We start from the raw sequence: 19,242 nt of genomic DNA, 5'->3' as shown, positions 1-19,242 counted from the left end.
ATGGCCGTAATGTCTTATATTCAAGCAGTTACTCTCGCAATGAAAGAAGAGATGGAACGCGATGAGAAAGTATTTGTCTTAGGAGAAGACGTTGGAAAGAAGGGCGGTGTCTTTAAGGCGACTGAAGGTCTATACGATCAATTTGGGGAATCCCGTGTTATTGACACACCACTGGCTGAATCGGCAATTGCTGGTGTAGGGATCGGTGCAGCCATGTATGGCATGCGCCCAGTAGCTGAAATGCAGTTCGCTGACTTCATTATGCCGGCTGTCAACCAAATTATTTCAGAAGCTTCTCGTATTCGTTATCGTTCAAACAATGATTGGAATGCACCCATCACAATCCGAGCTCCGTATGGTGGTGGTGTCCATGGGGCTTTATACCATTCTCAATCCGTTGAAGCCGTTTTTGCCAATCAACCAGGTTTGAAAATTGTCATGCCGTCGACTCCATATGATGTCAAAGGGTTGTTAAAGGCAGCAATTCGTGATGAGGATCCTGTTCTTTTCTTTGAACATAAGCGTGCTTATCGACTAATTAAAGGTGAAGTACCTGAAGATGATTATACATTGCCAATTGGGAAGGCTGATGTAAAACGTGAAGGGGAAGATATTACCGTTATCACTTATGGTTTAAGTGTTCACTTTGCTTTACAAGCAGCTGAAAAGTTGGCAGAAGAAGGTATATCAGCACATATTCTAGATCTTCGAACTGTATATCCACTCGACCAAGAAGCCATTATTGAAGCAGCAAAGAAGACTGGAAAAGTTCTATTAGTTACAGAAGATAACAAAGAAGGAAGCATCATCGGTGAAGTTGCTGCGATTATCGCAGAAAACTGTCTATTTGATTTAGATGCACCCGTACAACGATTGGCGGGACCAGATGTACCATCCATGCCTTATGCACCAACGATGGAAAAATATTTTATGATCAATCCAGATAAAGTCGAAAAAGCAATGCGTGAATTAGCTGAATTTTAATCGGAGGAGGTACAGACCATGGCGGTAGAAAAAGTTACTATGCCCCAGCTTGGGGAGAGTGTAACGGAAGGTACGATCAGTTCCTGGCTTGTTAAAGCTGGCGATCAGGTGAATAAATATGATCCAATTGCAGAAGTAGAAACAGATAAAGTGAATGCGGAAGTCCCTTCTTCTTTTACGGGTACAATCAAAGAGATTGTGGCTAAAGAAGGAGAAACGATCGAAGTTGGCGAGCTTATTTGTTATATGGAAATTGAATCAGCTGGTGAGGATTCAGCCACAGAGGAAAAAAATGAAAAAACAGAAGAAAACAATGAATCTAACGCAGTTGAAGAAAACAAAGATCAATCAATGAAAAAACGTTATTCGCCAGCAGTGATGCGTATGGCTCAAGAAAATGATATTGACTTAAATCTAGTAGACGGGTCAGGAAAAGGTGGACGAATTACACGGAAGGATATTGAGAAAATCATCGCTTCCGGTGACATTCCAAAACCGTCTGCACAAGAAGAAACACCTGCTCAACAAGTAGCGGATGAAACGAAAACGAAGTCTGCTAAAAAGCAATCTCAATCCCCTTCTGTGCCAACGCAAGATGGAGATATTGAGATTCCTGTCACAGGTGTCAGAAAAGCAATTGCACAAAATATGGTTACATCCACAACAGAAATTCCACATGCTTGGATGACGGTCGAAGTTGATGTAACAGATCTTGTTGCATTCAGAGATGCGAAAAAAGTGGAATTCAAGCAAAATGAAGGATTCTCATTAACGTATTTCGCTTTCTTTGTGAAAGCAGTCGCTCAAGCGTTAAAAGAATTTCCACAATTGAACAGTTCTTGGGCAGGAGATAAGATTATCCAGAAAAAAGACATCAATTTATCTATTGCTGTTGCACATGAAGACCGTTTATTTGTGCCAGTGATCAAGAATGCTGATGATAAAAGTATCAAAGGGATTGCTAAAGAAATCGTTGAGCTTGCGAATAAAGCTAAATCAGGCAAGTTAACGAATGATGATATGTCTGGTGGTACATTCACCGTCAATAACACAGGTTCTTTCGGATCTGTACAATCGATGGGTATCATTAATCATCCACAAGCAGCGATCCTCCAAGTCGAATCCATCGTGAAGAAACCTGTCTTCATGGAAAATGGAATGTTTGGAGCACGAGATATGGTAAATCTATGCTTATCGTTAGATCACCGAGTACTGGATGGCTTAATATGTGGCCAGTTCTTAGCTCGTGTGAAAGAAATTTTAGAAAATATGTCTGAGAAAAATACATCTGTTTATTAATTATAACGGAGAAAAAGAACCAGCAATGCTTTCACCCTTTTGCTGGTTCTTTTATGAAATAAGCTATATAATCTTTTTTATTACCGTCAAATGGTAATTTTTCCGATTGCAAATAAATTGAAAAGCTTGTTCGAAGCTGATAGGATGAAATTGACACTTAGAAAATTAGGGGGTACACATAAATGGATTTTAGCCTATATATGGAAGATATGTCTAAAGAAGCACGTGCAGAGCTTACGAATGCTGGCTATGAAGAATTAACAACACCTAAAGAAGTCGATCAGGCACTAACGAGAGAAGGAACTACACTTGTCGCTATTAACTCAATGTGCGGCTGTGCTGGCGGAGTTGCACGTCCAGCTGCTGCCAATTCAATTCATTTTGATAAAAGACCAGATCATTTAGTGACAGTTTTTGCAGGTCAAGATCGTGAAGCAACAGACCGAGCAAGAGATTATTTTGAAGGTTTTCCACCATCTTCACCATCGTTTGCACTATTGAAGGATGGGAAAATTCTTGAGATGGTTCCACGTGAAGAAATTGAAAGCTCCATGCCGATGGAGGTCGTTCAGAAGCTACAATCTCTATTTGATGAACACTGTGAAGAATATTAAATCTTTCTTTTTAAAAGAAAGGGATATGATTACTGACGGCGACATTCTATCCCGTCAGTTTTTTCTGTAAACATGTAACGTATATAGTTATTCCTTTTTAACGTAATTTTCTATGAAGTATTCATTTAAGATTAAATTCAGTAAGAGAGGGAAATCATGTTTAAAATCGGCTACCGAACGATCAAAACAGCCATCGGCGCACCCGTTGCCATATTTATCGCTCAGTTACTTCAATTGGATTATGCTATTTCAGCTGCAGTCATAACGATGTTATGTATCCAAACAACACGTAGAGCTTCTTATTTAAAAGCTTGGTCAAGGTTTTATTCATTCATGATCGGTGTGACAATAGGTGGGTTGGTATTTGAATTCATCGGCTATTCACCGCTCACCTTTAGTTTGACGCTATTGCTGTTTATCCCGATTGCAGTGAAAGTAAAAGCGACGGAAGGAATCATAACAAGCACGGTTATTATTCTTCATATTTATAATGCGGGTGCGTTAACGGTAGGTTTAGTCATTAATGAAGTGATTTTGCTTTCCATTGGAATTACCATTGGAATTGTACTCAATTTATATATGCCTAGCTTAACGGATGATATCGTCGCGATTCGAAAGGAAATCGAAAAAAACTTTTCACGTATATTACATGAGGTTGCACGGTTCATTGAAACGGGAGATCATTCATGGTCCGGTGAAGAACTGGCTGAAACAGCTCAGTTACTTGAGAAAGCGCAGGACTTAGCAAATAAAGATGTAGAGAATCACCTTCTGCGCACCCGGCATCCATACATTGACTATTTTCATATGCGAGAAAAGCAATTTGAGATTTTAGAACGGATGCTCCCGTTCATAACTCATCTGAATGCAACGGACAACCAATATAAATATATTGCTAAGTTGTTTAAAGATTTATCAAAAAATGTACATCCAGGGGATACATCCATTCAATATTTGGAGCGATTACGTAATATTCGACAGCGATTTAACAAAGAGGAATTGCCTGTCAGCCGAGAAGAGTTTGAAAGACAAGCTAATTTATATATTCTTTTAAATGAAATCGAACAATATTTAACGTTGAAACGTTCGATCAAGAGTTTTAAATAACGGCGTATAATGATGAGAAATCAGACTTCAAAGCATACAGTTGTGAAAAATACAAAAATAAAAAGCAACCACCAGAACATTTAATGAACTTGGTGGTTGCTTTCTTTTTTATACAAACATAGCTGCTCCCGCAAGCAATGAGCTTAAAAGCATTGCGATAATCATTGCATAAATGACAATTGTCGTCCATTTAGCTTTTTTTCTTCTATTTGACGAAAACGGTGCTCTCGTTTTCTTTTTTTGATTAGCCAAGTGTATTCCTCCCTGCATTCTTATCCATTACCTCTTATTTTATATAAAAACTTACGGTTGGACAAGTGTCTTTTTTCTATTAAACTATGAAGAAGATTAAAAATTCCTTATATTTATAGTAGAATGGTTACTAGAAGGGAGAGTTTTATCAATGAGTGAACATTTTTCAGAACAAAAAAAGATATGGGAACAACAAAGTGAAAAAGTAAAAGAACGCTTTCCGGAAAGAAAAGATCCATTTACAAATCTATCCGGAATTCCTATTGAACCTTTATATGTACCTGAAAACGAATCGAATTTTGATGACTATGCAGAAAAGTTAGGGTTTCCTGGACAATACCCATTTACTCGAGGAATCCAGCCGACAATGTACCGTAATCGATTTTGGACAATGCGCCAATATGCTGGTTTCGGATCCGCAAAAGAAACAAATGAACGTTTCCGTTACTTATTAGATCAAGGACAAACGGGTTTATCCGTCGCATTCGACCTGCCGACTCAAATCGGTTATGACTCAGATGATCATATGGCAGAAGGTGAAGTCGGAAAAGTTGGTGTAGCAATCGACTCATTAGAAGATATGGAGATCTTATTGGATCAAATCCCGCTTGACAAAGTAAGTACGTCCATGACGATTAATGCACCAGCGTCTGTTTTGCTATGTATGTATATAGCTGTTGCTGAAAAGCAAGGTGTTCCAAAAGAAAAGATTACTGGAACCATTCAAAATGATATTTTAAAAGAATATATTGCAAGAGGAACATATATTTATCCGCCTAAACCGTCTATGCGATTGATCACGAATATCTTTGAATATTGTCGTGACAACGTACCGAAATTTAATACAATCAGTATATCGGGATATCACATCAGAGAAGCTGGCTCTACAGCTGTACAAGAAGCAGCCTTCACGATTGCTGATGGTCTTGCATATGTTGATGCAGCACTTGAAAGCGGTTTAGAAATTGATGAATTTGCTCCACGTTTAGCCTTTTTCTTCAATGCGCATAATAACTTTTTTGAAGAAGTGGCAAAATTCAGGGCTGCGAGAAGAGTATGGGCAGACTTGATGAAAAACAAATATAAAGCGCAAAATGAAAAAAGCTGGCGCTTACGTTTTCATACGCAAACAGGAGGTTCTACACTTACTGCTCAGCAACCGGATAACAATATCGTACGTGTAGCACTACAAGCCTTATCGGCTGTTATGGGAGGCACACAAAGCTTGCATACAAACTCTCGTGATGAAGCATTGGCACTACCTACAGAAGAGTCTGCAAGGATTGCGCTCCGTACGCAACAAATTATTGCTCATGAGAGTGGCGTGGCGGATACGGTAGATCCATTAGCCGGTTCTTATTATGTTGAGCAGATGACTGACGAAATCGAAAAACAGATTCGTGAGTATTTAGATAAAATTGAAGATATGGGTGGAGCTGTACAAGCTGTTGAAGAAGGGTATATGCAACGTGAAATACACCAGGCAGCTTATGAAGCGCAAAAACGTATTGAATCGAAAGAAGATATTATTGTGGGTATGAACGAATTTACAACCGATGAAGAAACCCACGCAGATTTATTGAAAGTGGATGAAAAGTTAGAGCAAGAACAGATTGAGCGACTGGGAGAGATTCGCGCCAATCGTGATCAACAGCTTGTTGATAAAAGGTTACAAGATTTGAAAGAAACAGCAAAGAATCCTGATGAAAACTTGATGCCTCATATTTTAGCGAGTGTGAAAGCTTATGCAACAGTCGGAGAGATTTGTCATACAATGCGAGACGTGTTCGGCGAATATACAGGTGCTTAATGGTCAGCGATCGTGTAAGAAAGGTTTGTAGTTTTTAAGAGAGGTGAAGAAGAAATGAATAGAAAAATACGTGTACTAGTCGCTAAACCTGGTCTTGACGGACATGACCGTGGTGCTCTAGTCATTGCACAGACATTGAGAGATCGTGGAATGGAAGTCATCTATACGGGGTTAAGACAATCGGCCGCACAAATTGCCCAGACGGCCATTCAGGAAGATGTGGATGTAATTGGTCTTTCCTCTTTATCCGGTGCGCATAAATCATTATTTCCGAAAGTAATGGAGGAATTAAAGAAGAGAGAGGCAGAAGACATTCCTGTTATTGGTGGCGGCGTTATTCCAGAAGAGGACATCCAATTTTTATTAGACCATGGAATACAGAAAATTTTCACGCCGGGAACCCCAATGACTGCTGTTGCTGACTTCATTGAGGAACGAGTTCAGGGTGATTCTGTATGAAGAAAATCAATCACATCGGAATCGCTGTAAGAAACTTGGATGAAACGTTACCATTCTATACGGAAACACTTGGTTTAACGTTCAAAGGTGTGGATAAAGTCGAGAGTGAAGGGGTGAAAGTAGCTTTTTTGTCCATTGGTGAAAGTAATTTTGAGTTATTGGAGCCACTTCATGAGGAATCACCAATTGCTAAATTTATCGAGAAACGAGGAGAAGGTATTCATCACATCGCTTTAGAAGTAGATGATATTCAGGCGAGGTTGGAACAATTCAAAACTGAAGGAATTCGTATGATCAATGACCAGCCGAAGCAAGGAGCTCATGATACGCAAGTAGCCTTCTTACATCCAAAAGCAGCGAACGGCGTCCTATTAGAACTTTGTCAGCCAAAACAGGAGGATTAGTAATGGATATTTACGATAAAATTAATGAACTCTATGACAAACGCCGCGAAATTGAGTTGGGCGGTGGAGATGACAAAATTGAAAAACAAAAAGATAAAGGGAAGATGACAGCGAGAGAACGAATCGATTATTTGTTAGATGATGGGTCATTTGTGGAACTGAACGCATTCATGGAACATCGAGTCACCGATTTTGGTATGGCAGGAAAAAAAGCTCCGGGAGAAGGTGTTGTCACCGGTTTTGGTAAAATCGATGGAAGACCCGTATACTTATTCGCTCAAGATTTCACGGTTTATGGTGGAGCTCTTGGTGAAATGCACGGTAAAAAGATCGCCGCAGTCATGGACTTAGCAGCCAAAAACGGAACACCTTTCATAGGACTGAATGACTCAGGTGGAGCCCGGATTCAAGAGGGAGTGGCTTCGCTTGATGGGTATGGTCATGTGTTTTACCGGAATTCTATTTATTCCGGAGTGATTCCGCAAATTTCGGTTATTATGGGTCCAAGTGCAGGTGGAGCTGTCTATTCACCAGCGATTACCGATTTTGTTATCATGGTTGAAAAAACATCGCAAATGTTTATTACAGGCCCAAAAGTCATTGAAACGGTAACAGGAGAAAAAATCTCTGCTGAAGATTTAGGTGGAGCAGATGTACATAATGCAACCAGTGGAAATGCACATCTGAAAGCGGCTACCGAGGAAGAAGCATTAGACCAAGTGAAAGAGTTGGTACGTTATTTACCGCAAAACAATAACGAAAAGCCTCCTGAGGTCGAAGTGGAGGAAGTGGATGATTACCGTCCAAATATGACGGATATTATTCCTTTTGATTCCATCCGACCTTATGATGTACGTGTCATTATCGAAGAAGTCGTTGATGAAAATTCTTTCTTTGAAATTCATAAACAATTTGCGAAAAATATTGTTGTCGGCTTTGCAAAAGTAAAAGGTAAGACCGTCGGATTGATTTGTAATCAACCGAAATTCATGGCGGGTGGATTGGATATTGACTCAAGTGACAAAGCTTCTCGATTCATTCGTTTTTGCGACTCCTTTAATATTCCATTGATTACATTTGAAGATGTTACTGGATTTTTCCCTGGCGTTAAGCAAGAGCATGGTGGCATCATTCGTCATGGAGCTAAGATTTTATATGCCTATTCGGAAGCGACTGTGCCAAAAATTACAGTCATAACGCGTAAGGCCTATGGCGGTGCATATGTTGCATTAAACAGTAAATCAATTGGAGCCGATTTGGTTTATGCATGGCCAAATGCGGAAATTGCAGTAATGGGACCAGAGGGAGCCGCGAATATTATCTTCGCTCGTGAGATTAACGAGAGCGACAATCCTGAAGCGACTCGTAAAGAAAAGATTGACGAGTACAGGGAGAAATTCGCAAACCCATATGTTGCCGCAGGTCTAGGTATGGTCGATGATGTTATCGATCCACGTGAGACAAGAGAAAAACTGGTCCAAGCATTAGACATTTTACAAAATAAACAGGAAGAACGACCGAAGAAGAAACACGGAAATATTCCATTATAAGGAGGTTTTCTTTTGATTCAAGCAGATCGAGAACGATTGGTCAGTGAATTTATTGAGCTGGTCAAAATTGATTCAGAGACAGGTTACGAAGAAAAGATATCGGTTGTTCTTAAAGCAAAATTTGAAGCTTTAGGTTTTAAAGTTGAAGAGGATGACGCCAAAGAAAAAACCGGTCATGAATCCAACAACTTGATTTGTACATTGGAAGGTACAAAAGAAGGTGTCGAGCCGATCTTCTTCAACTCACATATGGACACAGTCGTCCCTGGTAAAGATATTCAACCACAAATCGAAGGTGATACCATTCGGTCTGATGGCACGACAATTTTAGGTGCAGATGATAAAGCAGGAATTGCTGCGATTATTGAGATGGTCCGTCTTCTGAAGGATTATGATATTGAACACGGCCAGATTCAAGTTGTCCTTACGATTGGCGAAGAATCAGGTTTGATTGGTGCAAAAGCATTGGATGCGAGCCTGATCGATGCAAAATATGGATATGCAGTGGATAGTCACGGAGATGTGGGCGGCTTAATCGTCGCTTCTCCTACGCAGGCGAAATTTGAAATAACTTGCCATGGAAAAACAGCTCATGCAGGTGTGGCACCTGAAGAAGGTATTTCTGCGATTACGTTAGCTTCAAAGGCCATTTCAAAAATGAAATTAGGTCGAATTGATGAAGACACCACTGCAAATATCGGTCGATTTGAAGGCGGAAAAGCAACGAATATCGTTAGTGATGAAGCGGTTGTTATTGCTGAGGCACGTTCGCTTGTCCGTGAAAAATTAGATCGTCAAATCGAGCAAATAAAAGAAGCTTGCCGACAAGCAGAGGAAGAAGTCGGTGGCTCAATTGATGTTGATGTTAAAATTATGTATAAAGGTTATAAGCATGATGAAAATGCACAAGTTGTAAAAGTAGCGAGTCAAGCAGCTAAGCGCATTGGATTAGAACCACAACTCAAAGCGACTGGCGGCGGAAGTGACGCCAACGTGATCAGTAGCTATGGTTTTCCAATGGTTAACCTATGTGTCGGTTATCAAAACATTCATACACCAGAAGAAGAAATTTCAATCAATGAGATGATGAATATTTCTGCTTTGCTTACAGGGATTGTAATCGAAGCTGCTGAAGAAGGAACGGCTTAATCGATTGAACAATTCTTACTTCCGTTGTAAACTAGCCTCATTCAATAATTGAATGGGGCTTCCATTGTGTAGGTGAGAAAAATGAGCAAAGGTCGAGTAATTTTCCATGTCGATATGAACAGTTTTTATGCTTCGGTTGAAATCGCAGAACGCCCGGAGCTAAAAGGGAAACCTGTTGCTATTGCTGGGGCTCCTGAAAAACGAAAAGGGATTATTGTCACAAGTAGCTATGAAGCAAGAGCGAAAGGTGTCAAAACGACAATGCCATTATGGAAGGCTTATGAATTATGTCCAAATCTAATCGCATTGCAACCCAATTTTGAGAAATATCGAGAAGCTTCAAGTAAGATGTTTTCAATTCTTTATGAAGTTTCACCAATCGTCCAGCCAGTGTCGATTGATGAAGGGTATCTCGATGTAACGGACCATAACTTCGGAATGAACGGAATCAAGCTTGCTGAGTGGCTTCAAGATAAGATATACCAAGAGTTGAATTTGCCTTGTAGCATTGGTATTGCACCGAATAAATTTCTGGCCAAGATGGCATCTGATATGAAAAAGCCGATGGGAATTACTGTTCTTCGAAAGCGGGAGATCCAGCAAAAATTATGGGTGCTTCCAATTGGCGAGATGTATGGTGTTGGTGACCGGACAGAGGAAAAGTTACAAAAGCTTGGCATTCAAACGATTGGAGATTTAGCAAATCATGATGTCGTGGCATTGAAGCAGCTTTTAGGGATCAATGGTGAGCGTCTCCATACTCGTGCAAATGGGCATGATAATCGTCCGGTCGACCCAGATGCAATCTACGAATTTAAAAGTATCGGAAATTCAAGAACGTTACCACACGACACAACAGACCAACTAGAAATTGATTCGTTATTGGATCAATTGGCCGAAAAAGTATCTGCGAGATTGCGCTATAAAGATGTAGTTTCAGAAAACATTCAAATTATGATCCGTTATCACGACCGGAAGACGGTTACTCGGAGTAGGCAATTACGTGATTTCGTTGAAAAAAAAGATGAAGTTTTCATGATTGCGAAAATGTTATTCGATGAACATTGGAACGGGGAACCGATCAGACTATTGGGGATTACTGCACAAGATCTCGTACCAAAGCACGAACTTTCCAAGCAATTGGATTTATTTACATATCAAGAAGAAGCGGAAAAAGAAAAACTTTATCAAACCGTAGAGGATATGAAAGAAAAGTACGGAAATGATGTTTTCATTCAACCAAAAGAAAAAACTCGACCAAATTTATCAACGAGTTTTCAGAAAGATTTTTTAAATGATTTTAAAAAGGATAAAAGAGAGGACTAAAAAAGTCTGTACTTTTATAAAGAAAACCCTGAGCAAGGACAATAAATCCTTTGACTCAGGGTATTTCGTATAGCAGGATTCTTTTTAATGTGACCTGCTATTTTTTAAATAATTTTTTCATGATTTGCTCTCCGAATTTCGAATTTGGATAGCGGAAAGATAAGTCGAATGCCGTTGTTTGTTTCAGGACACTTTTGCGGTGTGTGAACGTACGGAAACTTTCATAACCGTGATAAGCCCCTATTCCACTCGCGCCAATTCCACCGAAGGGCAGGTGAGATGTCCCGATATGCATAATCGTATCATTGATTGACCCGCCACCGAACGAGACATTATTTACAACCCATTGTTGTTTCTGTTCATTCTCAGAAAAATAATACAGCGCTAGAGGATTTCTGGAATGTTCAATCTCATCAACAACTTTCTCTAAATGACTAAACGATCGGATGGGTAAAATCGGACCAAAGATTTCTTCTTGCATGATCGGTCGTTCCCATGATGGTTCATCGATCAATGTAGGATTCATTTTGCGGTTATCTCGATTAACTTCACCACCAAAAATGACATTTTCACCTTCAAGTAGCTTTGCCAAGCGATCTAGATGATTATCATGAATGAGTTGAGTGTAATCTGGATGTTCCATTGGTTGCTCTCCATAGAATGACGATAATTCATTTTTTAACGCTTTAATAAATTCATCTTTTACGGATTCATGGACGAGCGCATAGTCGGGAGCTATACACGTCTGGCCAGCGTTTAATAACTTGCCCCAAGCAATCCGTTTTGCGGCTAATGGAATCTTGGCGTCTTCATCAATAATGACCGGACTCTTACCACCAAGTTCAAGCGTCACAGGAATTAGATGTTTACTTGCTTTCTCCATGACGATTTGACCAACCTTCTGGCTACCCGTAAAAAAGATATAGTCGAATTCCAACTCAAGTAGTTCTTGTGATATTTCTTTACCGCCTTGAATGACTGTAATGTATTTTTCCTCAAAATTATCAGCAATCATTTCAGCTAGTAGCTCACTTGTATTTGGCGTAAACTCTGATGGTTTTAAAAAGGCTGTGTTCCCACCGGCAATGGCGCCAATCAATGGTGTAATACTTAAGTTCAATGGATAGTTCCAAGGGCTAATAATCAAAACCGTTCCATAGGGTTGTTTGTAAATATAGCTTTTGGCTCCCTTATGGGTGGTGGGCGTTTTCACTCTCTCTGTACGCATCCATTCTTTTAAATTTCGAATGACATGATCAAGTTCACTATAAAGCACTCCTAATTCGGTCATTAAAATCTCGTAATCCGATTTTCCTAAATCTTTTTTGATTGCTTGATAGATTCGTTTTTCATTCCGATTCAACATGTCTTTTAGTTTCTGTAGTTGATGAATGCGATATGTGTGTGTCATGGTCTTTCCAGCTCTATACATTGTTTTGTGATCGGACAAGATTGTTGATAAATGCATGGTTTCACACTCCTTCCTTACTTTACAGTAAATTCCATAAAATCTTCGACAAATTGTAAAGGTGAGAATATATCCTTTAACCGAGTCTGTTCATCTTCAAGTAGATCTTGTTGATAGCGAGAAGATATATGGTTCATGAGTAAATAATTCACTTGTGCTTTCTTAGCTAGCCGAGTTGCATCGGCTGCTGTTGAATGAGAATAATCATTTGCCAATTGTTCATCCGCTTCCATAAATGTCGCTTCATGGATCAAAACATCGACACCTTGGACCCATTGTGCGAGCGATTCTACTGGTTTTGTATCACCACAGATGGCAATGCGTCTACCGGGAATATCCGGACCTGTCACATCGTTTCGGTGAACCTCCGTACCATTTGGAAGTACTGTAGTTGGTTGATTTTTAATCGTTTCATAAATAGGACCAGGGGAGACGCCGAGTTTTTTCAATCGTTCGGGAAGCAATGGACCGATTTTATCCGCTTCCTCAATTTTGTATGCATAAGAAGGCATTCCGTGTTGTAATTTTTTTGCAGAAACTTTAATATCTTGATCTTGATAAATGATTCCTTCTGCAATAGGTTTAAAAATCAATGGATAATTCAAGTGTGTTCCTGTTGTTTTCAAAGACGTTTCTACAAACTCTTTTAGACTTGGCGGACCATACAGTTCGACCGCTGATTCACCGTCTTGAAAAGATCTACTGCTGAGTAAGCCTGGAAGACCTAACACATGATCCCCATGCATATGTGTAATAAAAATTTTAGCTATTTTCCGTGGTTTGATTGTCGTTTTCATAATTTGATGTTGAGTAGCTTCCCCGCAATCGAATAACCAAACTTCATCACGCTCTTGCAACATTTTTAGAGCTAAAGAAGAAACGTTTCGATTTTTAGAGGGCATGCCGGAACCTGTACCTAAAAAAGTGATTTCCACAAAGATATCCTCCCACTAAATCCATCCACGCTTGTATTGTTTAGGTGCTTCGATTTCCACTTGTAAATCATCCGCCGCTTGTTTAGGCCAGTAAGGGTTGTTTAACATGGCTCTGCCAATGAATACAAGGTCTGCACGGTCATTTCTTAAGATTTCTTCGGCTTGATTGCCGTCCCGTATCCAACCGACCGCTCCTGTTGGAATATCCGCTTCAAGTCTGATTGTTTCTGAATAACGAACTTGATAGCTAGGATAGACTTCGATTGGTGTTTGTGCATGTACGACTCCACCTGAACTACAGTCAATGAGGTCAACTCCATCTGACTTCATCTCTTTCACAAGATCAATATAGTCATCAACATCATAACCCTTCTCGTGATATTCATTTGCTGAGATTCGAACAAATAGAGGTCCATCCCAAATGTCTCGAACAGCTTGAATAATTTGTTTCAAAAATCGGTATCTGTTTTCTTTTGTACCTCCGTATGCATCTTTTCGAACATTGGCAAGAGGGGAGAGGAATTCATTGATTAAGTACCCATGTGCTCCGTGCAGTTCAATAACATCAAAGCCGGCGTCAGATGCTCGACGGGCACCATCTTTAAAGGCTTGGATCGTTTGATTAATCTCATTGATCGTCATTTCAGTCGGTGTTCGTGATTGGTCATCAAAAGGGATGGCACTCGGTGCGAATATTTCATCGTTTACTTTAGATTTCCGGCCAGCATGGGCTAATTGAATTGCACTTTTGGCACCATGTGAATGAATACGTTCATTTAATTGTTGATAGGCGGCGACATGGTCATCTGACCAAATACCTAAGTCTTGTTGTGAAATTCTTCCTTCTGGTAAGACAGCAGTTGCTTCAACCATAATGAGACCTGCTTGACCAATTGCTCGACTTTCATAATGTGTATAGTGAAAAGGGGTTAATAAGCCATCTTCTTTAAAACTAGAATACATACACATTGGCGACATGACAATGCGGTTTTTTAACTGTATACCCTTGATTGTATAGGGAGAGAATAGTTTATTCATTATTGTTTTCATCCTTTATTCATTCGTTAATGATCATTCACTCATGACTTATCCAATTTTTTTGCCTTTTGATGGTCAGTTAGGCTCATAGAGAACAAGTCGGGTCGGTCGGTAATGATTCCTGACGCGTTTTTATCAACAGATTGTTTAAAAGTACTTCTTCTATTTACGGTATAAACACGAAAAGGAATATCATGTTGATTCATCGCTTGAACCATTCTTGAAGATAGAAGACGTGATTTTATGTGCATCACATTGGCGCCTGTATCCGATAAGTATTGTTGAATATTTCGGAAGGCAATTTTGCTTAAAAGAGCTAGCTCAATGTTTGGATGAAGCTCTCGCATCCGATAAAGTGTATGTGGGTTAAAGCTTGAAATGATCACACGATTTTCTAAGCCATATTCACGGATTAATTGGAACACAATTTTTTCGATATTCGGGTATTTAATGACTTTTGTTTTCATTTCAATATTAACGAACAAGTCTTTTGGTAAGATCCATGCAAAAAACTCCTCAAGCGATAGGATTCGTTCATCCGAAAACCGTTCACTGAACCAACTACCCGCATCAAATTGTTGGAGTTCTTTATACGTATATTTTTGAACAAACCCTCGCCCATTTGTTGTTCGCTTAATGTCTTCGTCATGGATGATGACAGGTATTTGATCTTTTGTCAGATGGATATCTAACTCTATACCGTCTGCACCCATCTTTTCTGCCAATTTAAATGCAGCAAGGGTGTTTTCTGGAGCAAATTTACTCGCGCCTCGGTGAGCGATAATTTGTGTCACAGTTAAAAACACCTCGAATCGTTATCTGTTTTGATTGTCTTGTATCGGTTGGAAAAAGTCAATAATCAAGCTAGCTGTATATCAATTTTCATTTTTTTCACGAATGAAAATACTTTTGTAGTATAATCAATGAATAACCATTCAATCAACTAGATGAAAGGAGCCTACAATTGTCAAACCAATCGTTCCACCAAATAACCGTACCTACACCTTATGCTGTAGGGGATGTGCACATGTATGTTTATAGAGGTGAGTCTGTCTCATTAATAGATGCAGGTGTGAATACAGATACAGCGTGGGATCAGTTAGTCGTTGGTCTCAAGGAAATTAACTTAAAACCATCGGATATCGAGCAGATTATTTTAACCCATCATCACCCTGATCACATTGGTCTGACAGGACGTTTCGAACACGAACCAATTATTTATGGACACAAATTAGTTGAGCCGTGGCTGAACCAATCTAATCAATTCTTTGATCAGTATCTTGATTTTTTTAATGGTCTATATGAAAAGTGGGGTGTACCACATCATTTTCGCAATATCGAAAAAACAATAGCTGTTACCAAAAAGTATTCTTCTAAAAGCGAATTGCATCATTATTTGGTTGAGGGAGACGTTATTGAAGGAATTCCCGGCATGAGAGTAATCGAAACACCGGGACACGCACAGAGTCATTTATCTTTTTGGGATGAAAAAAATCGCCAAATGATTGTCGGAGATGTTTTGTTAAAGCACATATCTTCCAATCCATTGTTAGAACCGCCAAAGAATCAAGGTGACGCTAGGCCAAAACCATTACTGGAATACCGGAATTCATTAGAAAAATTGCTGGACTATGATGTCGATCAATTTCTTCCGGGGCACGGAAAGCCGTTTCGTGAACATAAAGAGTTAATCGAGCGACGACTTGAAAAGCAGTCGAAACGAGCAGAAAATGTATTCGCTTATTTAAAAGAAAAAGGTCCAAAGACGCCGTACGAGATTTGTACGTGGTTATTTGCCAGACAGTATGAAACCCAGTTTGGCTTGACGATGTCCGAAACGATCGGCCAATTAGATTATCTTGAAAGTATCGGTGCGGTCAGTAGCGTGGAAACAGATGGTATAAGCTACTATGCACCCTCGATGATTCATCAAAAGTAACGGACAGAAGCCCTTTTAATAATTTTAAAATAAGAACGGGATTGATCACTACTTAAGGATCAATCCCGTTCTTATAGGTATAAACGCGTATTGAGTTATGAAGCGAATACGATAACCTGTGACCATTGAAATCGTTACATGGTGTAGAGTGAATTAAACGCGATGATTCTCATATCGTTGTGACTTAGTTATTGTTCGCAACTCGTCGTACATTTCATCGGTTATGGATGCTTGTTCATAGGCTTTCATGTTCTTTTCAATTTGACTGGCTTCACTTGCACCAATAACCAAACTGCCAAGTGCTTTGTTTTTTAATAAGTAAGCCATGGCTAGTGACTGTAATGGTTGGCTGTTTTCTTTTGATAGTGCAAGCAATTCCTTGATTGTATGACGTAGTTCTTTCCCAGAATAATCAAGAAAGCCATCTTGCCCTTTTTGTTCCCACTTATCCAAACCATGCTCTGTGAGCATACCTTTAGCCAAGCTGCCTCTAGCCATGATGCTTACCTCCTGTTGATGAAGGGTATCTTCAAACTCTTCTGGTCTTCGGTCGAGTAAACTATACTGCATCATATTACTGACGACTTTGGAACGGTCTAGAAATTGTTGAATGACGTTTGGTCGAATAGATGAAATGCCGTAGTAACGAATCAATCCTTCTTGCTGCATTTCTTCTAATGCTTCAAGTACTTCATCAAAAGGATCCTCAATTGTCCCTCCGTGTAATTGATAAAGATCAATTTCATCAATACCTAATCGATATAAGCTGTTTTTAACGGCTTCTTTCAAATAAGTTTTGGATGGATCCCAAAACCAATCTCCTTTGTCTTTGTCAAAGTGATTACCGCCTTTCGTTGCAATGACTACTTCATCGCGTCGTCCTTTAATCGCTTCCCCAACAATTTTTTCATTTTCTCCAAAGTCATATAAATCCGCAGTATCCAAATAGTTAATTCCTGATTGGATGGCCTCATGAATAATATCCTTTGCACGACTGGTGTCCGTGCCAAGACTCATACAACCCAGGCCAATTTCGCTCACATGAAGATCTGTGTTTCCGAGTTTACGTTTATTCATTGATTCTTCACCCCTTTGTCATTCATTGTAGAATTGACGAATAAGAAAGACAAATGATTGGTAACAGACGATTGTGGTAAAATAATCGAATAGTAGGAGGCATGCGAAGTGAATAAATTCGAAGAGAAAACAATACACACCGAAAAAGTTTATCAAGGAAAAATTATCGATTTAGAGATTGACGATGTTATTTTACCCAACGAGCAAACATCGAAGCGGGAGATTGTTCGTCACCCAGGTGCTGTTGCCATATTGGCACTCACGGATGAAGGAAAAATCATCATGGTTGAGCAGTACCGTAAGCCTTTAGGAAAAAGTATTATTGAAATTCCAGCCGGGAAATTAGAACCTGGAGAAAAGTCAGAAAAGACAGCTGAGCGTGAATTGGAAGAAGAAACAGGGTATGCGGCACGCCAGTTTGAATTTATTATGTCTTACTATACTTCGCCTGGTTTTGCGGATGAAAAAATCGAGTTATTTCTAGCAAAAGATCTTTATAAAGTAGAAGAACAATCTATGGGTGATGAGGATGAGTTTGTCGAATTAATTGAACTAACTCCAACACAAGCGATTGAATACATTAAACAAGAAAAAATTCATGATGCCAAAACCATTCATGCTGTGTACTATACGGTAATGAAGGAAGTGTAACCATTGAGTTTATCGACTTTCTATGCAGATATTCATATTCATATCGGAGAAACGATGTATGGGAAGCCAGTGAAGATTTCTGCTTCCAACCAATTAAAACTGTCAACGATCATGGAATTTGTAAAAGAGAAGAAGGGGCTGGATCTAATTGGAATCATCGATGCCCACGTTCCGGCTGTTCTTGAAGAAATCGAATTATCCATAAAGAATAATGAGTATATCGAATTACCTGATGGCGGTATTTCCAACGGGTCGGTAACCGTTTTACTAGGTTCGGAAATAGAGATATATGATTCAAAGAGTAATGGCCCGATTCATATTCTTTGCTTTTTTCCAACGCTTGAACGAATGAAGAACTTTGCCCAATGGTATCGTCAATACGTCAGTAATCCAGAACTAAGCTCTCAACGAATTTACACTGAAGGAAAGGCACTCCAAAAAAAGGTGAAGGAATTACAAGGTTTATTTATTCCTGCACATATTTTCACACCCTTTAAAAGCTTATATGGAAAGGGAGTGAAGAAGAGCTTGTCAGAGGTCTTTGACCCAGCGCAGATTGATGCTGTTGAATTAGGATTAAGCTCAGATACGGACATGGTCAGGAATATCGAAGAAATAAAATCTTATCCTTTCCTCACCAATTCGGATGCTCATTCATTGGAAAAGATTGCTCGTGAATACAACGCACTGCAATTAAAAGAAGCAACGTTCAAGGAATTTGAGAAAGCTTTAAAGAAAGAAGCGGGAAGAAAGATTCAAGCAAATTATGGAATGAATCCACATTTAGGAAAATATCATCATACGGTGTGCAAAGCTTGTCAGACAACCGAGATCATTGGGACGGTTTGTCCAAACTGTGGCTCGACCAATGTGATTCGAGGAGTCAGTGAGCGTATAAAGGACTTATCTTCAAACCGTAATAGCACTATCGAAAGACCACCTTACATTCATCAGGTTCCTTTGGATTATATTCCAGGATTAGGTCCTAAAACACTCGAACGCTTAAGAAAGCATTTACATCACGATATGTATATCATTCATCAAGCTAGCTTCGACCAGTTGAAAGAGAATTCCAATGAACGAATTGCTAGAAAAATATTAGATTTACGAGAAGGGAAAATCTCTGTTCAAGCTGGTGGTGGTGGCGTTTACGGTAAAATCATCGATTAATTCATGATCT

Annotated in this window: 18 protein-coding genes and 2 pseudogenes; 14 read left to right on the top strand and 6 right to left on the bottom strand. The window is 39.5% G+C overall.

The features are described 5' to 3' along the window. The 5 genes and pseudogenes from KQ486_RS01035 to KQ486_RS01020 all read left to right on the top strand — a co-directional run bounded on the left by KQ486_RS01035 (nt 1) and on the right by KQ486_RS01020 (nt 4,004). Entirely contained in the window at nt 1–984 is a 984-nt protein-coding gene (locus tag KQ486_RS01035; protein WP_216686534.1) for an alpha-ketoacid dehydrogenase subunit beta, read from the top strand. Nucleotides 985–1,002: 18 nt separating this feature from the next. Beyond that, nucleotides 1,003–1,170: pseudogene (locus KQ486_RS14685) on the top strand (biotin/lipoyl-containing protein); the annotation flags it as partial. A gap of 168 nt (nt 1,171–1,338) precedes the next feature. Then, a pseudogene (locus KQ486_RS01030) lies at nt 1,339–2,283 on the top strand (dihydrolipoamide acetyltransferase family protein); the annotation flags it as partial. A gap of 182 nt (nt 2,284–2,465) precedes the next feature. Then, a complete protein-coding gene (locus KQ486_RS01025) occupies nt 2,466–2,897 on the top strand; it encodes a BrxA/BrxB family bacilliredoxin (RefSeq protein ID WP_216686532.1) in 432 nt (143 codons plus the stop codon). Between the two features lie 156 nt (nt 2,898–3,053). After that, entirely contained in the window at nt 3,054–4,004 is a 951-nt protein-coding gene (locus tag KQ486_RS01020) for an aromatic acid exporter family protein (RefSeq protein ID WP_216686531.1), read from the top strand. A 108-nt stretch (nt 4,005–4,112) separates the two neighbouring features. Here the strand turns inward: KQ486_RS01020 and prli42 are convergent, their stop codons facing one another. Continuing rightward, nucleotides 4,113–4,256 carry a stressosome-associated protein Prli42 gene (gene prli42 / locus KQ486_RS01015; protein WP_246065292.1) on the bottom strand — a complete coding sequence of 48 codons (144 nt, stop codon included), beginning with the start codon at nt 4,254–4,256 and terminating at the stop codon, nt 4,113–4,115. Nucleotides 4,257–4,407: 151 nt separating this feature from the next. Here prli42 and KQ486_RS01010 point away from each other — a divergent pair, with 151 nt between their 5' ends. The 6 genes from KQ486_RS01010 to KQ486_RS00985 all read left to right on the top strand — a co-directional run bounded on the left by KQ486_RS01010 (nt 4,408) and on the right by KQ486_RS00985 (nt 10,954). Further along, on the top strand, nt 4,408–6,066 hold the full coding sequence (locus KQ486_RS01010) for an acyl-CoA mutase large subunit family protein (RefSeq protein ID WP_216686530.1): 1,659 nt from the start codon (nt 4,408–4,410) through the stop codon (nt 6,064–6,066). A 54-nt stretch (nt 6,067–6,120) separates the two neighbouring features. After that, nucleotides 6,121–6,525, top strand: coding sequence for a cobalamin B12-binding domain-containing protein (locus KQ486_RS14585; RefSeq protein ID WP_144158613.1), 405 nt, complete (start codon nt 6,121–6,123; stop codon nt 6,523–6,525). Further along, nucleotides 6,522–6,929, top strand: coding sequence for a methylmalonyl-CoA epimerase (mce, locus tag KQ486_RS14580; protein WP_144158616.1), 408 nt, complete (start codon nt 6,522–6,524; stop codon nt 6,927–6,929). Before KQ486_RS14585 ends, mce begins: the two co-directional genes overlap by 4 nt. Nucleotides 6,930–6,931: 2 nt before the next feature. Continuing rightward, on the top strand, nt 6,932–8,479 hold the full coding sequence (locus KQ486_RS00995) for an acyl-CoA carboxylase subunit beta (RefSeq protein WP_144158619.1): 1,548 nt from the start codon (nt 6,932–6,934) through the stop codon (nt 8,477–8,479). 12 nt (nt 8,480–8,491) lie between these two features. Next, complete coding sequence (locus KQ486_RS00990) at nt 8,492–9,628, top strand: M20/M25/M40 family metallo-hydrolase (RefSeq protein WP_144158622.1); 1,137 nt, start codon at nt 8,492–8,494, stop codon at nt 9,626–9,628. An 81-nt stretch (nt 9,629–9,709) separates the two neighbouring features. Then, nucleotides 9,710–10,954, top strand: a complete 1,245-nt coding sequence (locus tag KQ486_RS00985; RefSeq protein ID WP_216686529.1) for a DNA polymerase IV — start codon at nt 9,710–9,712, stop codon at nt 10,952–10,954. Nucleotides 10,955–11,051: 97 nt separating this feature from the next. On the opposite strand, the gene KQ486_RS00980 is transcribed toward KQ486_RS00985, so the two are convergent. The 4 genes from KQ486_RS00980 to KQ486_RS00965 are packed head-to-tail and all read right to left on the bottom strand — an operon-like array spanning nt 11,052 to nt 15,189. Beyond that, nucleotides 11,052–12,422 (bottom strand): aldehyde dehydrogenase, encoded by a 1,371-nt coding sequence (locus KQ486_RS00980; RefSeq protein WP_144158628.1) that lies wholly within the window; start codon nt 12,420–12,422, stop codon nt 11,052–11,054. Between the two features lie 17 nt (nt 12,423–12,439). Continuing rightward, nucleotides 12,440–13,357 carry a ribonuclease Z gene (gene rnz, locus KQ486_RS00975; protein ID WP_144158631.1) on the bottom strand — a complete coding sequence of 306 codons (918 nt, stop codon included), beginning with the start codon at nt 13,355–13,357 and terminating at the stop codon, nt 12,440–12,442. Between the two features lie 15 nt (nt 13,358–13,372). Beyond that, a complete protein-coding gene (namA, locus tag KQ486_RS00970; RefSeq protein WP_144160114.1) occupies nt 13,373–14,398 on the bottom strand; it encodes an NADPH dehydrogenase NamA in 1,026 nt (341 codons plus the stop codon). Between the two features lie 38 nt (nt 14,399–14,436). Further along, nucleotides 14,437–15,189: a glycerophosphodiester phosphodiesterase gene (locus KQ486_RS00965; protein WP_144158634.1), complete on the bottom strand. Its 753-nt coding sequence runs from the start codon at nt 15,187–15,189 to the stop codon at nt 14,437–14,439. Nucleotides 15,190–15,422: 233 nt separating this feature from the next. Between KQ486_RS00965 and KQ486_RS00960 the strand changes: the two genes are divergently transcribed. After that, nucleotides 15,423–16,334 carry an MBL fold metallo-hydrolase gene (locus KQ486_RS00960; RefSeq protein WP_246569038.1) on the top strand — a complete coding sequence of 304 codons (912 nt, stop codon included), beginning with the start codon at nt 15,423–15,425 and terminating at the stop codon, nt 16,332–16,334. A 153-nt stretch (nt 16,335–16,487) separates the two neighbouring features. Here KQ486_RS00960 and KQ486_RS00955 read toward each other — a convergent pair whose 3' ends face one another. After that, nucleotides 16,488–17,411 carry an aldo/keto reductase gene (locus tag KQ486_RS00955; protein ID WP_144158639.1) on the bottom strand — a complete coding sequence of 308 codons (924 nt, stop codon included), beginning with the start codon at nt 17,409–17,411 and terminating at the stop codon, nt 16,488–16,490. A gap of 108 nt (nt 17,412–17,519) precedes the next feature. On the opposite strand from KQ486_RS00955, the gene KQ486_RS00950 reads away from it, so the two are divergent. Together KQ486_RS00950 and KQ486_RS00945 are read left to right on the top strand one after the other, a co-directional pair. Continuing rightward, a complete protein-coding gene (locus KQ486_RS00950; protein WP_216686528.1) occupies nt 17,520–18,062 on the top strand; it encodes an NUDIX domain-containing protein in 543 nt (180 codons plus the stop codon). Nucleotides 18,063–18,065: 3 nt separating this feature from the next. Continuing rightward, nucleotides 18,066–19,232, top strand: coding sequence for an endonuclease Q family protein (locus KQ486_RS00945; RefSeq protein WP_246569036.1), 1,167 nt, complete (start codon nt 18,066–18,068; stop codon nt 19,230–19,232). Nucleotides 19,233–19,242: the final 10 nt, after the last annotated feature.

Origin of the sequence: Allobacillus halotolerans (assembly GCF_018967645.1) — a bacterium.
GTDB classification, from domain to species: Bacteria; Bacillota; Bacilli; order Bacillales; family Alkalibacillaceae; genus Allobacillus; species Allobacillus halotolerans.
This window is presented reverse-complemented; position numbering and strand designations above follow the sequence as displayed.